This window comes from Pseudomonas sp. R28(2017) (assembly GCF_002112505.1).
Lineage (GTDB): Bacteria > Pseudomonadota > Gammaproteobacteria > Pseudomonadales > Pseudomonadaceae > Aquipseudomonas.
This window is the reverse complement of sequence record NZ_NEHW01000017.1, coordinates 82320-98920: the sequence shown is the minus strand read 5'-3', so window position 1 is coordinate 98920 and position 16601 is coordinate 82320. Positions and strand designations below refer to the sequence as shown.

Below are 16601 nucleotides of genomic sequence, written 5' to 3'. Positions count from 1 at the left end.
AGGTACTGCACAGGCTCAAGGCCTGAGGAAATCCTGTAGGAGCGGGCAAGCCCGCGAATGGGCCGGTACAGCCAACACACCTCTCGGCACTCGAAGGTGCCAGCCAGGCATTTCACCGCTACAATGCCGCCCTAAACCGTGACAGCCCGAACCTATAACGACATGTCCCTTCCAAAGAATCACCTGGAACTGCTCAGCCCTGCCCGTGACGTGGCGATCGCCCGCGAGGCGATCCTGCACGGCGCTGATGCCATCTACATCGGCGGCCCGAGCTTCGGCGCGCGCCACAACGCCTGCAACGACGTCAGCGATATCGCCGAACTGGTCGAGTTCGCCCACCGCTACCATGCACGCGTGTTCACCACCATCAACACCATCCTCCACGACAACGAGCTGGAGCCGGCGCGCAAGCTGATCCACCAGCTCTACGACGCCGGCGTCGATGCGCTGATCGTGCAGGACCTGGGGGTGATGGAGCTGGATATCCCGCCGATCGAGCTGCATGCCAGCACCCAGACCGACATCCGCACCCTGGAGCGGGCCAAGTTCCTCGACCAGGCCGGTTTCTCCCAGCTGGTACTGGCCCGCGAGCTGAACCTGCAGCAGATTCGCGCCATCGCCAGCGAAACCGACGCGGCCATCGAGTTCTTCATCCACGGTGCGCTGTGCGTGGCCTTCTCCGGCCAGTGCAACATCTCCCACGCCCAGACCGGGCGCAGCGCCAACCGCGGTGACTGCTCCCAGGCCTGCCGTCTGCCGTACACCCTGAAGGACGACCAGGGCCGTGTGGTGGCGTTCGAGAAGCACCTGCTGTCGATGAAGGACAACAACCAGACCGCCAACCTGGCCGACCTGGTCGATGCCGGCGTGCGCTCGTTCAAGATCGAGGGCCGCTACAAGGACATGGGCTATGTGAAGAACATCACCGCCCACTACCGCAAGGAACTCGACGCCATCCTCAAAGGCCGCCCGGAACTGGCCCGCGCCTCCAGCGGCCGTACCGAGCATTTCTTCCTGCCCGACCCGGACAAGACCTTCCACCGTGGCAGCACCGACTACTTCGTCACCGACCGCAAGGTCGACATCGGCGCCTTCGACTCGCCGACCTTCACTGGCCTGGCGGTCGGCGTGGTGGAAAAGGTCGGCAAGCGTGACCTGCAGGTGGTCACCGAGGTGCCGCTGACCAACGGCGACGGCCTCAACGTGCTGGTCAAGCGTGAGGTGGTGGGTTTCCGCGCCAACATCGCCGAGCCGCGTGGCGAGTTCGAGGAAGACGGCCAGAAGCGTTACCGCTACCGCGTCGAACCCAACGAGATGCCGGAAGGCCTGCACAAGTTGCGGCCCAACCACCCGCTGTCGCGCAACCTCGACCACAACTGGCAGCAGGCCTTGCTGCGCACCTCGGCCGAGCGCCGGGTTGGCGTGGAGTGGCATGCGGTGCTGCGCGAGCAGCGCCTGATGCTGACCGTCAGCAGTGAGGAAGGCGTTAGCGTGCAGGTGGCCCTGGACGGCCCGTTCGGCGCTGCCAACAAGCCACAGCAGGCCCTGGACCAGTTGCACGACCTGCTCGGCCAGCTGGGCACCACGATGTACCACGCCAACCGCATCGAACTGGATGCACCGCAGGCGTTCTTCATCCCCAACTCGCAGCTCAAGGCCCTGCGCCGTGAAGCCATCGAGGCGCTGACCGAGGCCCGTGTGCAGGCGCACCCACGTGGCGGGCGCAAGGCCGAGACCACGCCACCCCCGGTGTACCCGGAGTCGCACCTGTCGTTTTTGGCCAACGTCTACAACCAGAAGGCCCGCGACTTCTACCACCGCCATGGCGTGCAGCTGATCGACGCGGCGTACGAGGCCCACGAGGAGCACGGCGAAGTGCCGGTGATGATCACCAAGCACTGCCTGCGCTTCTCGTTCAACCTGTGCCCCAAGCAGGCCAAGGGTGTGACCGGCGTGCGCACCAAGGTGGCGCCGATGCAGCTGATCCAGGGCGATGAAGTGCTGACCCTGAAGTTCGACTGCAAGCCGTGCGAGATGCATGTGATCGGCAAGATGAAGAACCACATCATCGACCTGCCGACGCCGGGCAGCGCGGTGGCTCAGGTGGTTGGCCACATCAGCCCGGAAGACCTGCTCAAGACCATTCCCCGCGGGCCGCACTGATCGTCAGCCTGTAAGGGCCCTTTCGCGGGCAAGCCCGCGAAAGGGCCGCAAGGCGGCCCCGCTTTCAACACTCAGAGAATGCCCAGGCCCCGCGCCGTGCGGTCCACCGCAATCCGGGTCTTCTCCACCAGCTCATCCAGCTCGCTGTGGTTGGCCACCAGGGCCGGCGCCATGATCATCCGCCCCAGGGTCGAACGAATGATCACCCCTTCCTCGAAGCCATACGTACGGCACTGCCAGGCCAGGTCGTTTTCATTGGCATAGCGCTTGCGGCTGCCCTTGTCCTCGGCGAACTGCAGCGCCGCCACCAGGCCGGCACCTTGCACCTGGCCAATCAGCGGGTGGTTGGCAAACACCTCGCGCAGGATGCGCTGCAGGTACGGCCCGGTGTCTTCCTTCACCTGGCGCACGATGCCTTCATCGCGCAGCGCCTTGAGGTTGGCGATCGCCACCGCCGCCGCCACCGGGTGCCCGGAATAGGTCAGGCCGTGGGCGAACACCCCGCCGCGCTCCACCAGTGCTTCGGCAATGCGCTTGCTCAGTACCAGGCCACCCATCGGCACGTAACCCGACGTCAGCCCCTTGGCGATCGACAGGGTGTCCGGTTCGAAGCCGAAGTACTCGTGGGCGAACCACTCGCCAGTGCGACCAAAGCCACCGATCACTTCATCGGCACACAGCAGCACGTCGTACTGGCGGCAGATGCGCTGGATTTCCGGCCAGTAGCTTTCCGGCGGGAAGATCATGCCGCCGGCGCCCTGGAACGGCTCGGCGATGAAACCGGCGACGTTCTCGGCACCCAGTTCGAGGATCTTTTCTTCCAGCTGCAGGGCGCAGCGGCGGCCGAACTCGGCCGGGGTCAGCTCACCGCCGGCGGCGTACCAGTAGGGCTCGTCGATGTGCGCGACATCCGGGATCATCCCGCCCATCTCATGCATGAATTTCATACCGCCCAGCGCGGTGGCGGCCAGGGTCGAGCCGTGGTAACCGTTCCAGCGGCCGATCATGATCTTCTTGGTCGGCTGGCCGACCACCTGCCAGTAGCGGCGCACGGTGCGGATCAGCACCTCGTTGGCCTCGGAGCCGGAGTTGGTGTAGATGGCGTGGCTGTAGTGGCCCGGCAGCAGGCTGAACAGCAGCTCGGACAGTTCGATCACCGCCGGGTGGGTGGTGTGGAAGAACATGTTGTAGTAGGCCAGCTGATCCATCTGCGCGGCGGCGGCGGCGGTCAGGTCCTTGCGGCCGTAGCCGAGCTGGGTGCACCACAGGCCCGACATGCCGTCCAGGTAGCGCTTGCCGTCGCTGTCCCACAGGTGCAGGCGCTCGCCACCGACCATCACCCGAGGGCCTTCGGCGTTCAGCGCCTTCTGGTCGAGGAAGGCGTGGATGTGGTGCGCGGCGTCGCCCGCCTGGTAGTCACGGGTATCACGCTGGGTTTGCAGCTTGGCTTGGAACGGTGCGTTCATTGTTGTTCTCCAGGGTAAAACGCGGCGTGCAGTTGGCCCTGCCAGACCGCTGACAGTAAAAATCGGGTTGGGGTGAAACGGCGCGCTCAGCGCCTTCGCAGGTAGCTTTCCAGCGGGTCCTTGCTCAGGCCTTCCTGGGCCTGGGCCAACGAGTCGATGAACAGCGAAAACAGTTCGGACTGCTTGGCGATATCGAGCTTGGTGTAGAGGTTCTTGCGGTGGGTCTTGACCGTGTCCTCGCTGATGCCCAGGCGCTCGGCCAGGGACCGGGTCGAGTGGCCACGCAGCAGGTACTGGGCGATGCGGCACTCGCGCTCGGTGAGCAAGGAGGAGCCGAAGTTGTTCAGCGCAGCGTTGATCTGCCGGCCCAAGGCGCTTTCGAAGCGCCCGCCGAGAGCGTCGACATCGAGGTGGCTCCACTGCCGCCGCACCGTGGCCACGACCCACGGGGCCACGCACTTGAGGTCATTGACCTGTTGCCGGTCGAGGCGGCGGGTGCTGGCCAGGGCCACGGCGATGGTCAGGTGCTCGTCGAGCGGCACGATGAAGTTGAGCTCGTCTTCCAGGTGGGCGTGCTGGTAGAACGCCAGGTAGTACTCGCTGCGCTTGAAGTGGTCGGGGGCGACGTCGCTGAGGCGGTAGCAACCGGGGGCGATGCCATCCATGCAGGCACGGTAGAACGGGCACAGCAGGTAGTAGCCTTCGAGGTACTTCTGGATGTTGCCTTCCGGCAGCCAGGGGCCTTCCTCGTCCTTTTCGAACAGTGCCGAGGGCAGGCCTTTGCGCGGGTAGAGGAACACGGTAATGGCCTGGCACGGTGCAATCAGCTTGAGCGCGGCGAACAGCGCCTCGACGAAGCCCGGCGAACCCTGGGCGTCGACGACGCGGGCCATCTGCGCGTACCAGTCGGGCGATTTCAGCCGGTCTTTGCTCATTGTCGTGGTCCCATGCCGGGGTTGTTATGGTTGGGATTCTTGCATGGGGCCGGGGTGCAGACCATCACCCTTCGGGGTGAGGGACGCTTGGCGTGGGTGCATTGCATTTGACGCCACTCGCGCCGCGTGCTCTCCTTACGCCTTGCGTCAGGTGCCCCCTTTGGGGGTGAAACGGGAAATCGGTGCGTCGCAGGCCCTCGCCAGGGCCGGGCAAATCCGGTGCTGCCCCCGCAACGGTAAGCGAGCGAAGCGTCCAGACCACTGTGCCACGCAGTCCGGCATGGGAAGGTGATGCTTTTCAAGGAGCCCTGCTCCTCCTCGCAAGCCCGGAGACCGGCCTGGCGTCCATGAACACCCCGCGGTGGGCGGGCGCTGTCGCATTCCCTCGGGCGCCTCGCACCCGGGGCTGCCGCGCTTGTCCGTTGCCCCATTGTCTTTTAACAAAAGCAAAGCAGAGGATCGCGTCATGCCCGTCACCAGCGCCAAACACAGCATCGCCACTCCCGTCACCCTCAGCCAGCGCATGGTCATCGCCGTCGGCGCCAGCCTGCTCGGCCTGTGCCTGGTCTACTTTGCCGGCTTCTCGCACATCGAGGCCGTGCACAACGCCGCGCACGACACCCGCCACAGCGCCGCCTTCCCCTGCCACTGAGGCCGCCATGATCAAGCGCATTGCCCGCACTGCCGGGTTCAGCGGCCTGCTCGCCGCCCTGTTGCTGACCCTGCTGCAAAGCTTCTGGGTCGCACCGCTGATCCTCCAGGCGGAAACCTATGAATCGGCCGCCCCCGCTGCCGAACACCACAGCCACGGCGAAGAGGCCGGGGCTGGCCATACCCACAGCGAAGAAGCCTGGTCGCCGGAAGATGGCTGGCAGCGCATCCTGTCGACCACCGGCGGCAACCTGGTGGTCGCCGTCGGCTTCGCCCTGATCCTCGCCGCCCTGTACAGCCTGCGTGAACCGGGCCGTACCAGCACCGGCGCACTGTGGGGGCTGGCCGGCTTCGCCGTGTTCTGCCTGGCGCCAACTCTGGGCTTGCCGCCAGAGCTGCCAGGTACCGCCGCCGCCGACCTCGGTCAGCGTCAGAGCTGGTGGATCGGCACCGCAGCGGCGACCGCACTGGGCCTGGCGCTGCTGGTGTTCGCACGCCACGGGTTGCTCAAGGCGCTGGGCGCGGTGTTGCTGGTGGTGCCCCACGTGATCGGCGCACCGCAGCCGGAGGTCCACGAAAGCCTGGCCCCGCAAGCCCTGGAGACTCAGTTCATGATCGCATCCTGGCTGACCAACGCGGCGTTCTGGGTGGCTTTGGGCCTGCTCAGCGCCTGGCTGTATCGCCGCTCCAGCCACGCCTGATGGCCATCGCCCCGCCAATGCCGGCGCTGTATGCCGGCTTCGGTTGCCGCCGCAGCTGCCCGGTGGCGGTCCTCGATAGCCTGCTGCATGAAGTGCTGGAGCGTCATGGCCTGAGTGCCACAGCACTTCGCGGCATTGCCAGCATCGCCGGCAAAGCCGATGAACCAGGCCTGCAACAACTCGCGGCACGTCACGCCCTGCCGTTGGTGGTTTTCGATGCCGAGCAACTGCAGGCGTTCGCGCCACAACTCAGCCACCGCTCCGCAGTCGCCTACGCCCACAGCGGCTGCTGGGGCGTGGCCGAGAGCACGGCACTGGCCCTGGCCAGCCTCAGCCACGCAAGCGTCACCCTCAAGGTGGCCCGGCAGGTGCTCGGCCCCGCTACCCTGGCGCTGGCCTGCGGCAGATAATCGCCTCTTTCATCAATTCAAGGATTTACCATGACGGTCTACTTCATCGGCGCCGGCCCCGGCGACCCGGAACTGATCACGGTCAAGGGCCAGCGCCTGATCCACCAGTGCCCGGTGATCATCTACGCAGGCTCCCTGGTACCCGCAGCGGTGCTCGAAGGCCACCAGGCCGAGACCGTCATCAACAGTGCCGAACTGCACCTTGAGCAGATCATCGACGCCATCCGCGCCGCACATGCCAAGGGCCTGGACGTGGCCCGTGTGCACAGTGGCGACCCCAGCCTGTACGGCGCCATCGGCGAGCAGATCCGCCACCTGCGCGAACTGGGCATCGATTACCAGATCATCCCCGGGGTCACGGCCACCGCCGCCAGCGCGGCGCTGCTGGGCTGTGAGCTGACCCTGCCGCAAGTGGCGCAGACGGTCATCCTCACCCGCTACGGCGACAGCTCACCCATGCCCGCAGGCGAACAACTCGGCGACCTGGCCCGGCATGGCAGCACCCTGGCCATTCATCTCGGGGTCAAGCACCTGCCGCGCATCGTCGCAGAATTGCTGCCCCACTATGGCCCCGGCTGCCCGGTTGCGGTGGTTCATCGCGCCACCTGGCCAGACCAGGACTGGGTGCGCGGCACGCTGGCCGATATCGTCGAACAGGTTGCCAGCAAGGGCTTCCGGCGCACCGCCCTGATCCTCGTCGGCCATGTGCTCGGCGATGCACCGTTCGCCGAGTCGGCGCTGTACCGCGCCGGCCATGCCCACCTGTACCGCCCCGCCGACTAGCATTGCCAAGGCGACGAAGGGCGGAGCAGACTGCGCATTCCACCAGACCGGAGGGATACCATGCTGGAGCTGCGCCCCAATTGTGAATGCTGTGATACCGATCTGCCGGGCGATAGCCCTGAGGCCATGATCTGTTCGTTCGAATGTACCTTCTGCCGCCATTGCGCCGACACCCGCTTGCAGGGGCGCTGCCCGAACTGCGGTGGCCAGTTGCTGGCCCGGCCGACGCGGGTAGGCCAGGCCTTGAGCAACAACCCCGCCTCGACCCAACGTATCGTCAAACCGCACACACCCTGCGCCTGACCCTCCGCCATTACAGGCATCTTCGCCTTCGACGATGCCTGTAATGGCTGCCTTGTAGGAAATTTCTACAATACCGGCTCGCTTGTTCAACACATCTATACTCGCCATTACCAGGGATCCGGAATGGTCGTATCGTGCCGCACAGCAGAAAAAGCTTGCAGACGTATTCCTGATTACTTCAGGGAACCGACCACATTCCGACAGGAGTTAGTGACATGACAACCGTGTTGATCGTTGATGATCACGCCATCGTCCGTTTTGCCTTGCGCAGGCTGCTCGAACAGGAGCGCTTTCAGATCGTCGGCGACGTCGACAATGGCAGTGAAGTGGCACAAGCGGTGCGCGACTTGCGCCCGGACGTAGTGGTGCTCGACATAGGGCTGCCCGGCCTGGATGGCATGGAAGTCATCAAGCGCCTGCAGCAACTGGATCCGGCACCGAAAATCATGGTGTTGACCGGGCAAGCCACCGATCTCTACGTGCGCCGCTGCCTGGATGCCGGCATCGGTGCATTCGTCACCAAAGGCGAGGATCTGGAGGCCGTGGTGTTCGCCCTCAAGGCCCTGATCAAGGGCTACTCCACCTTCCCGCAGATGTCGGTCAACAGCAATACCCTGGAGAGCGAGCCAGAGCGCCTGAGCAGCCTGTCCAACCGCGAGATGGAAGTGCTGCGGCGCCTGAGCCGTGGGGAAAACAACAAGAACATCGGCGCCTGCATGAACCTCAGCGCCAAGACCATCAGCACCTACCGTGGCCGCATCATGGAAAAGCTCAAGACCGAGTCACTGGTGGAAATGGTCGACCTGGCCAAACGCAACCACGTGAACTGAGCCCCGCTGACCATGACTCGAGTACTGGCCAGCCTGCCCCTGATTGTCAGCCTGGTCTGCTGCCCGCTCATGGCGCTGGCCGAGGGGGAGCCGCGGCACTTGCTGGCACGCGCCACCAGTGCCACGCAAACGCTGCAAATGGACGAAGCCGACCGCCAGTGGTTGCAACAGCATGGCACGGTGTTGCTGGGGACTTCACGGCCAGATTACCCCCCCTTCGAGATAAACATCAGCCTGGCCGATTACGAAGGCCTGAGTGCCGACTATGCCGGGCTGATCGCCGAACAGCTGGGCATCCCGGTCGAAGTCCGGCGCTTCGACAGCCGCCACGAAGCGATCGCCGCGTTGCGCACAGGCAAGATCGACATGCTGGGCAGCTCCAACGGTTTCGAAGCCGCCGATGCCCAGCTCAGCCTCAGCCAGCCCTATGCCGATGACCTGCCGGTCATTGTGACTCGTCAGAATACCCGCTTGGCGCAGGGTAACGACCTGGCCGGGATGCGCCTGGCGATGGTCGACCACTACCTGCCGGGCGAGACGGTCCGTGCGCTTTATCCCAAGGCACAACTGAGCCTCTATCGTTCGACCCTGGCGGGCCTGGCGGCGGTCGAGCTGGGTGAGGCAGATGCCTATCTGGGCGATGCCATCAGCACCGATTACCTGATTGGCAAAAGCTACCAGGGCATGGTGAAGATCGACCATTTCTGCCAGGTGGCTCCCGGAAAGTTCGCCTTCGCTTTCGCCAACGACAACCTGCGGCTGCGTAATCTCGTCAATGGTGCCATGGCCAGGATTACCGAAAGCGAACGCCTGAACATCCTGCGGCGCTGGAGCAGTGGCAACACCAGCCTGTTGCTGGAGCGCCACCTCTCTGCACTGTCTGACGAGGAGACGCAGTGGATAGCCGACCACCCGACCGTGAGCGTTCTGGTCGACCCCGCCCTTGCCCCCCTGACCTTCAACGACACCCATCAGCATCTCAGCGGCATCACCGTCGACCTGCTCAAGCAGATCACCCTGCGCACCGGCCTGCAGTTCGAGTTCATCGAGCGCGGCACCGTGCAGCAGATGGTCGAGCAAGTCGCACGTGGCAAGGCACAGATGATCGGGGCACTGGGCTATGGCACAGAACGCGCGGCGCAGCTGCGCTACACCCGCCCCTATCTGGTCAGCCCAAGGGTGCTGGTGACGCGCACCCAGGCACCCTGGCCACTGCACGTCAGAAACCTCGACGGGCAGCGCATCGCCCTTCTCCAGGGCTCGCACCTGCGCGCCGAAGTAGTGCGCCGCTACCCGCAGGCAAAACTGGTCATGGTCGACAATTCCCTGGGCCTGATGGAAGCAGTGGCCAATGGCGATGCTGACGTCGCCTACAGCAGCTACATCAATGCCTCGTACTACATCAACCAGGTATTCAAGGGGCAGCTGCGCATCGCCAGTGTCATGGGCGACGAGCCAGGCGCCGCCGCCTTTGCCGTGGCCCCGGACCAGCCGCAGTTGCAGGCGATTCTCGACAAGGCACTGATGAGCATCCCCCCCGAAGAGCTGGACCAGTTGGTGAACCGCTGGCGCACCAGCACCCTGGTCAGTGACAGCCCTTGGCGCAACTACCGCACACTGACATTGCAAGTGCTGGTGCTGTCAGCCCTGCTGCTGGCGGGCGTGGTGTTCTGGAACAGCTACTTGCGCAAGCTGATCCACCAGCGTACCGAAGCTCAGCGCGCACTGCAGGCACAACTGGCCTTCAGCCGCGGGCTGCTGGAGCAACTGCGCCAGGCCAAGGACGAAGCCGAACAGGCCAGCAAGACCAAGAGCGCGTTCGTGGCGACCATGAGCCATGAGATCCGTACCCCGATGAACGCGGTGATCGGCCTGCTGGAACTGGCGCTGGAAGACAACCGTGCGGGGCACTGCGACACCCAGACCCTGCAAACCGCTCACGACTCCGCCATCGGCCTGCTCGGGCTGATCGGCGACATCCTCGACATATCACGCATCGAAACCGGGCACATGACCCTGCAACCGGTGGCGACTGACCTGGTCGACCTGGTACGCAGCACCCTGCGCGTGTTCGAAGGCAATGCACGGATAAAAGGGCTGCACCTGCAGGGCGAACTGCCAGACGCGCCGCTCTGGGTCCTGGCCGACCCGTTGCGGATCAAGCAGATCCTCTCCAACCTGTTGAGCAATGCCATCAAGTTCACCGACCGTGGCGAGGTCGTGGCCCGCCTTGCATTCAAACCCTCGTCAGCGCTCGACACCGCGCTGGTCGAGCTGCAGGTGAGCGACACCGGCATCGGCATTGCCCCCCACGATCAGGCGCGCCTGTTCAACACCTTCACCCAGGCCTCGGGCCCACGCGCCAGCCAGGGTGCAGGCCTGGGCCTGATGATCAGCCGCACCCTGGCCGAACTGATGGGCGGCAGGCTGGACCTGCAAAGCGTGGAAGGCGTCGGCACCCGCGTGCGGGTCCAGTTGCCGCTTGCACTGAGCGCGCCACCCGCACCCACGGAGCACCAGGAGGCCGACGACGAAACCGACAGCGGGCCCCTGAATGTGCTGGTGGTCGACGACTACCCCGCTAACCTCATGCTGCTGGAAAAACAGCTCAACAGCCTCGGCCACCAGGTGACGCTGGCCGAAAATGGCGAAGCGGCACTGGCCCTGTGGCAAACACACACATTCGACCTGGTCATCACGGACTGCAGCATGCCGGTGATGGATGGCCATGAGCTGGCCCGCAGGATCCGCCAGCTGGAGCAAGCCAGTGGGCAGCCCGCCTGCAGCATTCTCGGGGTAACCGCCAATGCCCAGGCCGAAGAGCATCAGCGCTGCCTGGACAGCGGCATGGACGACTGCCTGTTCAAGCCCATCGGGCTGCGGACATTGAAGGCTCACCTGCCGCACATTCGCCCCCGCACACCGGTGTCAGCCCCCAGTACCAGCGGCTTCAACCTGAATGAACTGCGTCACCTGACCCAGGATGACCAGCAGTTGACCAGAAGCCTGCTCGAACAGCTGACGCAAAGTGCCCACGAAGACCTTGTCGCCCTGCAAGCGCTGGGTACCGGCGGCGACCACGAGGCGTTGCGCGCCCTCGCCCATCGCATCAAAGGCGGCGCCAAGATGTTGCGGGTACGCGGGGTGGTCAAGGCGTGCGAAGCCATCGAACAGGCACATGCCCAAGGGCTGCCGACGGAGGCCTTGCGCCTGCAGCTGGAAGCGAGCCTGCAGGCGTTGTTGCGGGAGCTGGGCGACACCCTCAGTGCAATTGCAGAGTCGAGCTGATCTGGCTGATGGCGTCGACCACGTGGCGCGAGCCCTGCTGGATTTCCATGATCACCGTCCCCGCCTCGTTGGCCAGGGCGACCCCCCGCCCGGTGCGTGACAGGCTCGACTGCATGCTGGCCACGGCGGTCAGCGACAGGTCGTGGTTCTGCCGCACCACGTCGACGATCTCCAGTGTCGCCTTGCTGGTGCGCGCCGCCAGGCTGCGCACCTCGTCGGCCACCACGGCAAAGCCGCGCCCATGCTCACCGGCCCGGGCGGCTTCGATGGCCGCGTTCAAGGCCAGCAGGTTGGTCTGGTCGGCAATGCCGCGGATGGTCAGGACGATCTGCCCGATCACATCCGACTGCTTGCTCACCGCATCGATGCTGCGCGCGGCATCATTGAGCTCCTCGGAAATCTGCTCGATGACCTCCACGGTCTGCTGCACCACTTCGCTGCCCTTGCGCGCGCAGGCATCGGTCTGCACCGAACTGGCATGGGCCGCGGTGGCGGCGCTCTGCTGGGTACTGACCTGGGCGGTGATGTCGCTGGCGAACTTGACCACCTTGTACAAGCGGCCCTTGCTGTCGAAGATAGGGTTGTACGAGGCCTCCAGGTACACCGTCTGGCCTTGCTTGTTGATCCGTTCGAAGCGGTGCGAGTGATACTCGCCGCGATTGAGCGAAGCCCAGAACTCGCGGTATGCACCGGATTCGCGCTCATGGGGCTGGCAGAACAGCCCATGGTGACGGCCCTGCACTTCTTCCAGGGAATAACCCATGGTCTGGAGGAAGTTGCGGTTGGCTTTGATCACCCGCCCTTGCGGGGTGAACTCGACCACGGCCATGGACCGGCCAATGGCCTTGAGCAGGCTTTCGCTTTCGTGCTCGTCCTTGACCCGCTGGCTGATGTCGGCGGCCACCTTGATCACACTGGTAACCTGCTGCTGCTCGTCGAGCACCGGCATGTAGCTGGCCTCCAGCCAGACTTCACGGCCGGCCTTGTCGATGCGTTCGAAGGTGCCGCTGATGGCCTTGCCCTGGCCCAGCTCACGCCACAGTTGCTGGTACTCGGCGCTCTTGGCATAGCCCGGGTCACAGAACAGGCGGTGGTGTTTGCCGCGCAGTTCTTCATTGTCGTAACCCATGGCCTGGCAGAACTGGGCATTGGCATCGAGAATGGTACCGTCGGGGGCGAACTCGATCATCGCCATGCAGCGGCTGATCGCCGCGAGCTTGGCCTGAGCCTCGGCCAAGGCCTTGCGGGTGCGCTGAATCTCGAGCAAATCAGACTTGCGGTGGAAATCGAACATGGCGCCAGGATCCTTGATGCCCAGGGTTTCCTGAGCATAGATCGGCATGGTTGCCGCGCAAGCAGATTGATATCACTTTGCGATTAACCAGTTAGCGACGGTTCCTGAAAAACCTCATGAGCTCTCGCGTACCATCAGTTCAAAGCCCAGGTCCTGCTGCTCGGTGGCTACCCGCTTGCCATCGAGCAACGCCAGCAGTGCCTGGGCGGCGCCCCGACCAACGGCAGCCCGTGGGGTGCGAATGGAGGTGAGGCGCGGCACCATGTGCGCCGAAGCCGGCAAGTCGTTGAAGCCGACCATGGCCACCTGGCGCGGCACTTCGATGCCTTGGCGCAATGCCTGCAGTACCGCACCCTGGGCCAGGTCGTCGTTGCAGAAGAAGATGCCATCCACATCGGGCGCCTGGGCCAACAGCTGACTGAACAGTTCGCTGCCCAAGGCAATGGATGACGGTTGCGGCGCCAGGATCTCCAGCTCGGTGGCCTGCATGCCGGCTTCGGCAAGGGCCTGGCGGAAGCCGTCGGCGCGCTGCATCACCCGTGGGTCAAGCTGCGCGGCAATGAACGCCAGGCGCCGCCGGCCGCGCTCGATCAGGTGCGTTGCGGCGGCCCGCCCGGCCTGCTGCTGGGAAAAGCCCACCGACAACGCACCCGCCTCACCGCCCAGCTCCATCATGTGCACGCAGGGCACGCCGCTGGCTGCCAGCATCTGCCGCGACGCGTCGCTGCGATCGAAGCCGGTGAGCAGCATGCCGCAGGGCTGATAGGCCAGGTAATTGCGGATCAGGTTTTCTTCTTCGTCGATATCGTAGTGATAGTTGCCGATCAGCACTTCCAGCCCACGCGGGCGCATCACCTCGTGGATGGCCTCCAGGGTGTCGATGAACAGCTGGTTGGACAACGACGGGATCAACACCACCACCGACTGGCTGCGCGCCGAAGCCAACGCCCGGGCCGCCGGGTTGGCCACGTAGCCCAGGGACGCGGCGGCGGCCATGACCTTCTCCACCAGTTCCGGCGCAACCGTGCTCACGCCGCGCAAGGCGCGCGATGCGGTAATCGGGGAAACCCCGGAGAGCCTGGCGACTTCAGCCAGCGTGGGACGACCTGTGGTGCGAGAGCCTGAGCGAGACATGAATGTTGTAATTTTACTACTTGCAGGAATGGGGAACGGCCACTAAGGTAGCGCTGTCTCAGGACGCAGGCAATGTAATCTTTAGTAGTGGCCACTGCAGCACGCTGCCAAGCGTCCATACTGCGTAAGGACAAGACCAATAACACTGGGGAGGTGGCGTTTCGTCTACGACGAGACAGCGCTGTCTCGCCCCGCAGGAGGTACTGATGAATTCTCCCCTGTCCGCCATCGTGGTGATGGGCGTGGCCGGTTGCGGCAAAAGCTGCGTCGGTGATGCCATTGCCAAGCGAAGCGGCGGTCGCCTGATCGAAGGCGACGCGTTCCACCCTGCCGAAAACATCCGCAAGATGAGCGCTGGCATCCCGTTGGACGACGATGACCGTGCCGGTTGGCTGGTGCGCCTGGGCCAGGAACTGCAAGCGACGGTGAAGGCTGGCGAACGGCCGATCCTCACTTGCTCCGCGCTCAAGCGCCGTTACCGCGACACCCTGCGCGCGGCAATGCCTGAGCTGGTGTTCGTGTTCCTCGAGCTCACCCCTGCCGAGGCGGAAAAACGCGTGCTCGCGCGCCCCGGCCACTTCATGCCGGCCAGCCTGATCGACAGCCAGTTCGCGGCCCTCGAGGCGCCCCATGGCGAACCCCTGACCCTGCCGCTGGACGCCACTCAACCGATTGCAGTACTTGCCGAAACGGTCGACGCCTGGCTAAAGCCCTGCGGTGAGCGGACCCTGGCGCGGACTGCCTGAACCGGCGGTTTTTCCGGCTCACCAAAGATAGCGCTGTCCCGACGCCTGAAGGCGACGGAAGTTCAATAAAAGCTACGCCAAAAAAACAACGATAAGACCGAGGCATCAAAACCATGTTCGGACTGGCTACAGATACCTACCTGCTGCTCGACGCGCTGGTCACCATCGTCGGGCTGATCCTGCTGATCACCCATTTCAAGGTCCACCCCTTCGTCGCCCTGACCCTGGCTGCCGGCTTCCTCGGCCTGACCTCGGGCATGCCGGTGGCCAAGGTCATGAAATCGTTCCAGGACGGTTTCGGTGGCGTGCTCGGCTTCGTCGGCATCGTTCTCGCCCTGGGGACGATGCTCGGCAAGCTGATGGCCGACTCCGGGGGCGCCGACCAGATCGCGCAAACCCTGATCCGCGCCTTCGGCAAGAAGAACGTGCACTGGGCGATGATGTTCGCCGCCTTCCTGGTGGGCATTCCGCTGTTCTTCGAAATCGGCTTCGTGCTGCTGATTCCACTGGTGTTCATCGTCGCCCGGCGCTCGGGGGTGTCGCTGATCAAGATCGGCATTCCGCTGCTGGCCGGCCTTTCGGTGGTGCATGGCCTGGTCCCGCCACACCCGGGCCCGCTGCTGGCGATCGGCATCTTCCACGCCGACATCGGCAAGACCATCTTCTATGGCCTGCTGGTTGCGCTGCCCACGGCGATCATCGCCGGCCCGCTGTTCGGCAACTTCATTGCCCGCTACATCCCGGGCAACCCATCGCAGGAGCTGATGGACCAGATTGCGAAAGAGTCGGACCAAGGCAACCTGCCAAGCTTCACTATCACCCTGGTCACCGTGCTGCTGCCTGTGGCGCTGATGCTGCTCAAGACCTTCGCCGACGTGGTACTGCCGGCCGAGCACATCTTCCGCCAGTGGATGGACCTGATCGGCCACCCGATCACCGCCCTGCTCGCTGCCCTGCTGCTGGCCTTCTACACCTTCGGTTCGGCCCGTGGCTTCAACCGCCAGCAGATCATGAAGATGCTCGACCAGAGCCTGGCACCGACCGCGGCCATCGTGCTGATCGTCGGCGCAGGTGGCGGCTTCAAGCAGATGCTGGTGGATACCGGCGTGGGCAACGTGATCGGGCAGATGGCCGTGCAGGCGGAAATTTCACCGATCATGCTGGCCTGGCTGGTGGCGGCGGTGATCCGCATCGCCACCGGCTCGGCGACCGTGGCGACCATTACCGGTGCCGGCATCGTCGCCCCGGTTATCGACCTGGTACCTGGGGTCAACCGTGAGCTGCTGGTGCTGGCCACCGGCGCCGGCTCGCTGATCCTGTCCCACGTCAACGACGCCGGGTTCTGGCTGGTGAAGCAGTACTTCAACATGACCGTGGCAGAAACCTTCAAGACCTGGAGCATGATGGAGACGATCCTGTCGATCGTCGGCATCATCTTCATCATGGCGCTGTCGACGGTGGTGTGACCGCTGATCGGGGTGATGGCACCTGAGCTGCTCGGGTGGGGCCCAAACCAGGTATGAGCCCTACCCAACGCAATGGAGCCTGCCATGACCCGATCGACCCTGCTGCTGGTTGCCCTGCTCACCTCACCGCTGGCCCTGGCGGTCGGCACCGGTCCCACTTATCCCGATGACCCGCACAACCCGGCGCCACAGCCGGGTGTCGATAGCACCCTGAACCCGATCGAGAAGCCAATGCCTAGGGATACCGACCCGCGCATTCAGGGCAATGATCCGGAAAGCCCGCCGGCCAAGCAGAATGACAACCGCGACCTGCCGGGGATGGATGGCAGCGGCTCCGAAGGGACCGGGGGCCAAGGCGCTAATGGGAACAGTGGCAGTCAGCGTTGATAGCCCATTGTTCGCCAGCCAGACGGCCTGAGGTGCAACTGTCT

At 64.6% G+C, this 16601-nt stretch carries 14 protein-coding genes, 2 pseudogenes and 1 riboswitch; of the genes and pseudogenes, 11 read left to right on the top strand and 5 right to left on the bottom strand.

Going from position 1 to position 16601, the window contains the following annotated elements:
* Window positions 1–162: 162 nt before the first annotated feature.
* Window positions 163–2163, top strand: a complete 2001-nt coding sequence (locus CAF78_RS24340) for a U32 family peptidase (protein WP_085678943.1) — start codon at window positions 163–165, stop codon at window positions 2161–2163.
* 71 nt (window positions 2164–2234) lie between these two features.
* Here CAF78_RS24340 and CAF78_RS24335 read toward each other — a convergent pair whose 3' ends face one another.
* Both CAF78_RS24335 and CAF78_RS24330 read right to left on the bottom strand, forming a co-directional pair.
* Complete coding sequence (locus CAF78_RS24335) at window positions 2235–3629, bottom strand: aspartate aminotransferase family protein (protein WP_085678940.1); 1395 nt, start codon at window positions 3627–3629, stop codon at window positions 2235–2237.
* An 86-nt stretch (window positions 3630–3715) separates the two neighbouring features.
* Window positions 3716–4564: a helix-turn-helix transcriptional regulator gene (locus CAF78_RS24330; RefSeq protein WP_085678937.1), complete on the bottom strand. Its 849-nt coding sequence runs from the start codon at window positions 4562–4564 to the stop codon at window positions 3716–3718.
* Between the two features lie 132 nt (window positions 4565–4696).
* Window positions 4697–4921: riboswitch (cobalamin riboswitch) on the top strand.
* 109 nt (window positions 4922–5030) lie between these two features.
* Here CAF78_RS24330 and CAF78_RS24325 point away from each other — a divergent pair.
* The 7 genes from CAF78_RS24325 to CAF78_RS24295 all read left to right on the top strand — a co-directional run bounded on the left by CAF78_RS24325 (window position 5031) and on the right by CAF78_RS24295 (window position 11530).
* Window positions 5031–5216, top strand: coding sequence for a CbtB-domain containing protein (locus tag CAF78_RS24325; RefSeq protein ID WP_060512890.1), 186 nt, complete (start codon window positions 5031–5033; stop codon window positions 5214–5216).
* 7 nt (window positions 5217–5223) lie between these two features.
* Window positions 5224–5916: a CbtA family protein gene (locus tag CAF78_RS24320; protein ID WP_085678934.1), complete on the top strand. Its 693-nt coding sequence runs from the start codon at window positions 5224–5226 to the stop codon at window positions 5914–5916.
* Between the two features lie 17 nt (window positions 5917–5933).
* Window positions 5934–6326, top strand: coding sequence for a cobalamin biosynthesis protein (locus CAF78_RS24315; RefSeq protein ID WP_085678999.1), 393 nt, complete (start codon window positions 5934–5936; stop codon window positions 6324–6326).
* Window positions 6327–6356: 30 nt separating this feature from the next.
* The gene (gene cobM / locus CAF78_RS24310; protein ID WP_085678931.1) at window positions 6357–7109 is read left to right on the top strand and encodes a precorrin-4 C(11)-methyltransferase; all 753 of its coding nucleotides are present in this window, start codon (window positions 6357–6359) and stop codon (window positions 7107–7109) included.
* 60 nt (window positions 7110–7169) lie between these two features.
* Window positions 7170–7412 (top strand): DUF1272 domain-containing protein, encoded by a 243-nt coding sequence (locus CAF78_RS24305; protein ID WP_085678928.1) that lies wholly within the window; start codon window positions 7170–7172, stop codon window positions 7410–7412.
* A gap of 215 nt (window positions 7413–7627) precedes the next feature.
* Entirely contained in the window at window positions 7628–8242 is a 615-nt protein-coding gene (locus CAF78_RS24300) for a response regulator transcription factor (RefSeq protein WP_085678925.1), read from the top strand.
* A gap of 12 nt (window positions 8243–8254) precedes the next feature.
* Complete coding sequence (locus tag CAF78_RS24295; RefSeq protein WP_085678922.1) at window positions 8255–11530, top strand: transporter substrate-binding domain-containing protein; 3276 nt, start codon at window positions 8255–8257, stop codon at window positions 11528–11530.
* On the opposite strand, the pseudogene CAF78_RS29125 reads toward CAF78_RS24295, so the two are convergent.
* The 3 genes and pseudogenes from CAF78_RS29125 to CAF78_RS24285 form a co-directional block, all read right to left on the bottom strand.
* Window positions 11505–11933: pseudogene (locus CAF78_RS29125) on the bottom strand (methyl-accepting chemotaxis protein); the annotation flags it as partial. The gene CAF78_RS24295 and the pseudogene CAF78_RS29125 sit on opposite strands and share 26 nt — an antisense overlap.
* 108 nt (window positions 11934–12041) lie before the next feature.
* Window positions 12042–12719, bottom strand: a pseudogene (locus CAF78_RS29120) (PAS domain-containing protein); the annotation flags it as partial.
* A 219-nt stretch (window positions 12720–12938) separates the two neighbouring features.
* Complete coding sequence (locus CAF78_RS24285) at window positions 12939–13958, bottom strand: LacI family DNA-binding transcriptional regulator (protein ID WP_085678919.1); 1020 nt, start codon at window positions 13956–13958, stop codon at window positions 12939–12941.
* A gap of 206 nt (window positions 13959–14164) precedes the next feature.
* On the opposite strand from CAF78_RS24285, the gene CAF78_RS24280 reads away from it, so the two are divergent.
* The 3 genes from CAF78_RS24280 (at window position 14165) to CAF78_RS24270 (ending at window position 16557) form a co-directional block, all read left to right on the top strand.
* Window positions 14165–14704, top strand: a complete 540-nt coding sequence (locus CAF78_RS24280; RefSeq protein ID WP_085678916.1) for a gluconokinase — start codon at window positions 14165–14167, stop codon at window positions 14702–14704.
* 113 nt (window positions 14705–14817) lie between these two features.
* A complete protein-coding gene (locus CAF78_RS24275; protein ID WP_085678913.1) occupies window positions 14818–16170 on the top strand; it encodes a GntP family permease in 1353 nt (450 codons plus the stop codon).
* Window positions 16171–16254: 84 nt separating this feature from the next.
* A complete protein-coding gene (locus tag CAF78_RS24270; RefSeq protein WP_085678910.1) occupies window positions 16255–16557 on the top strand; it encodes a hypothetical protein in 303 nt (100 codons plus the stop codon).
* Window positions 16558–16601 lie beyond the last annotated feature (44 nt).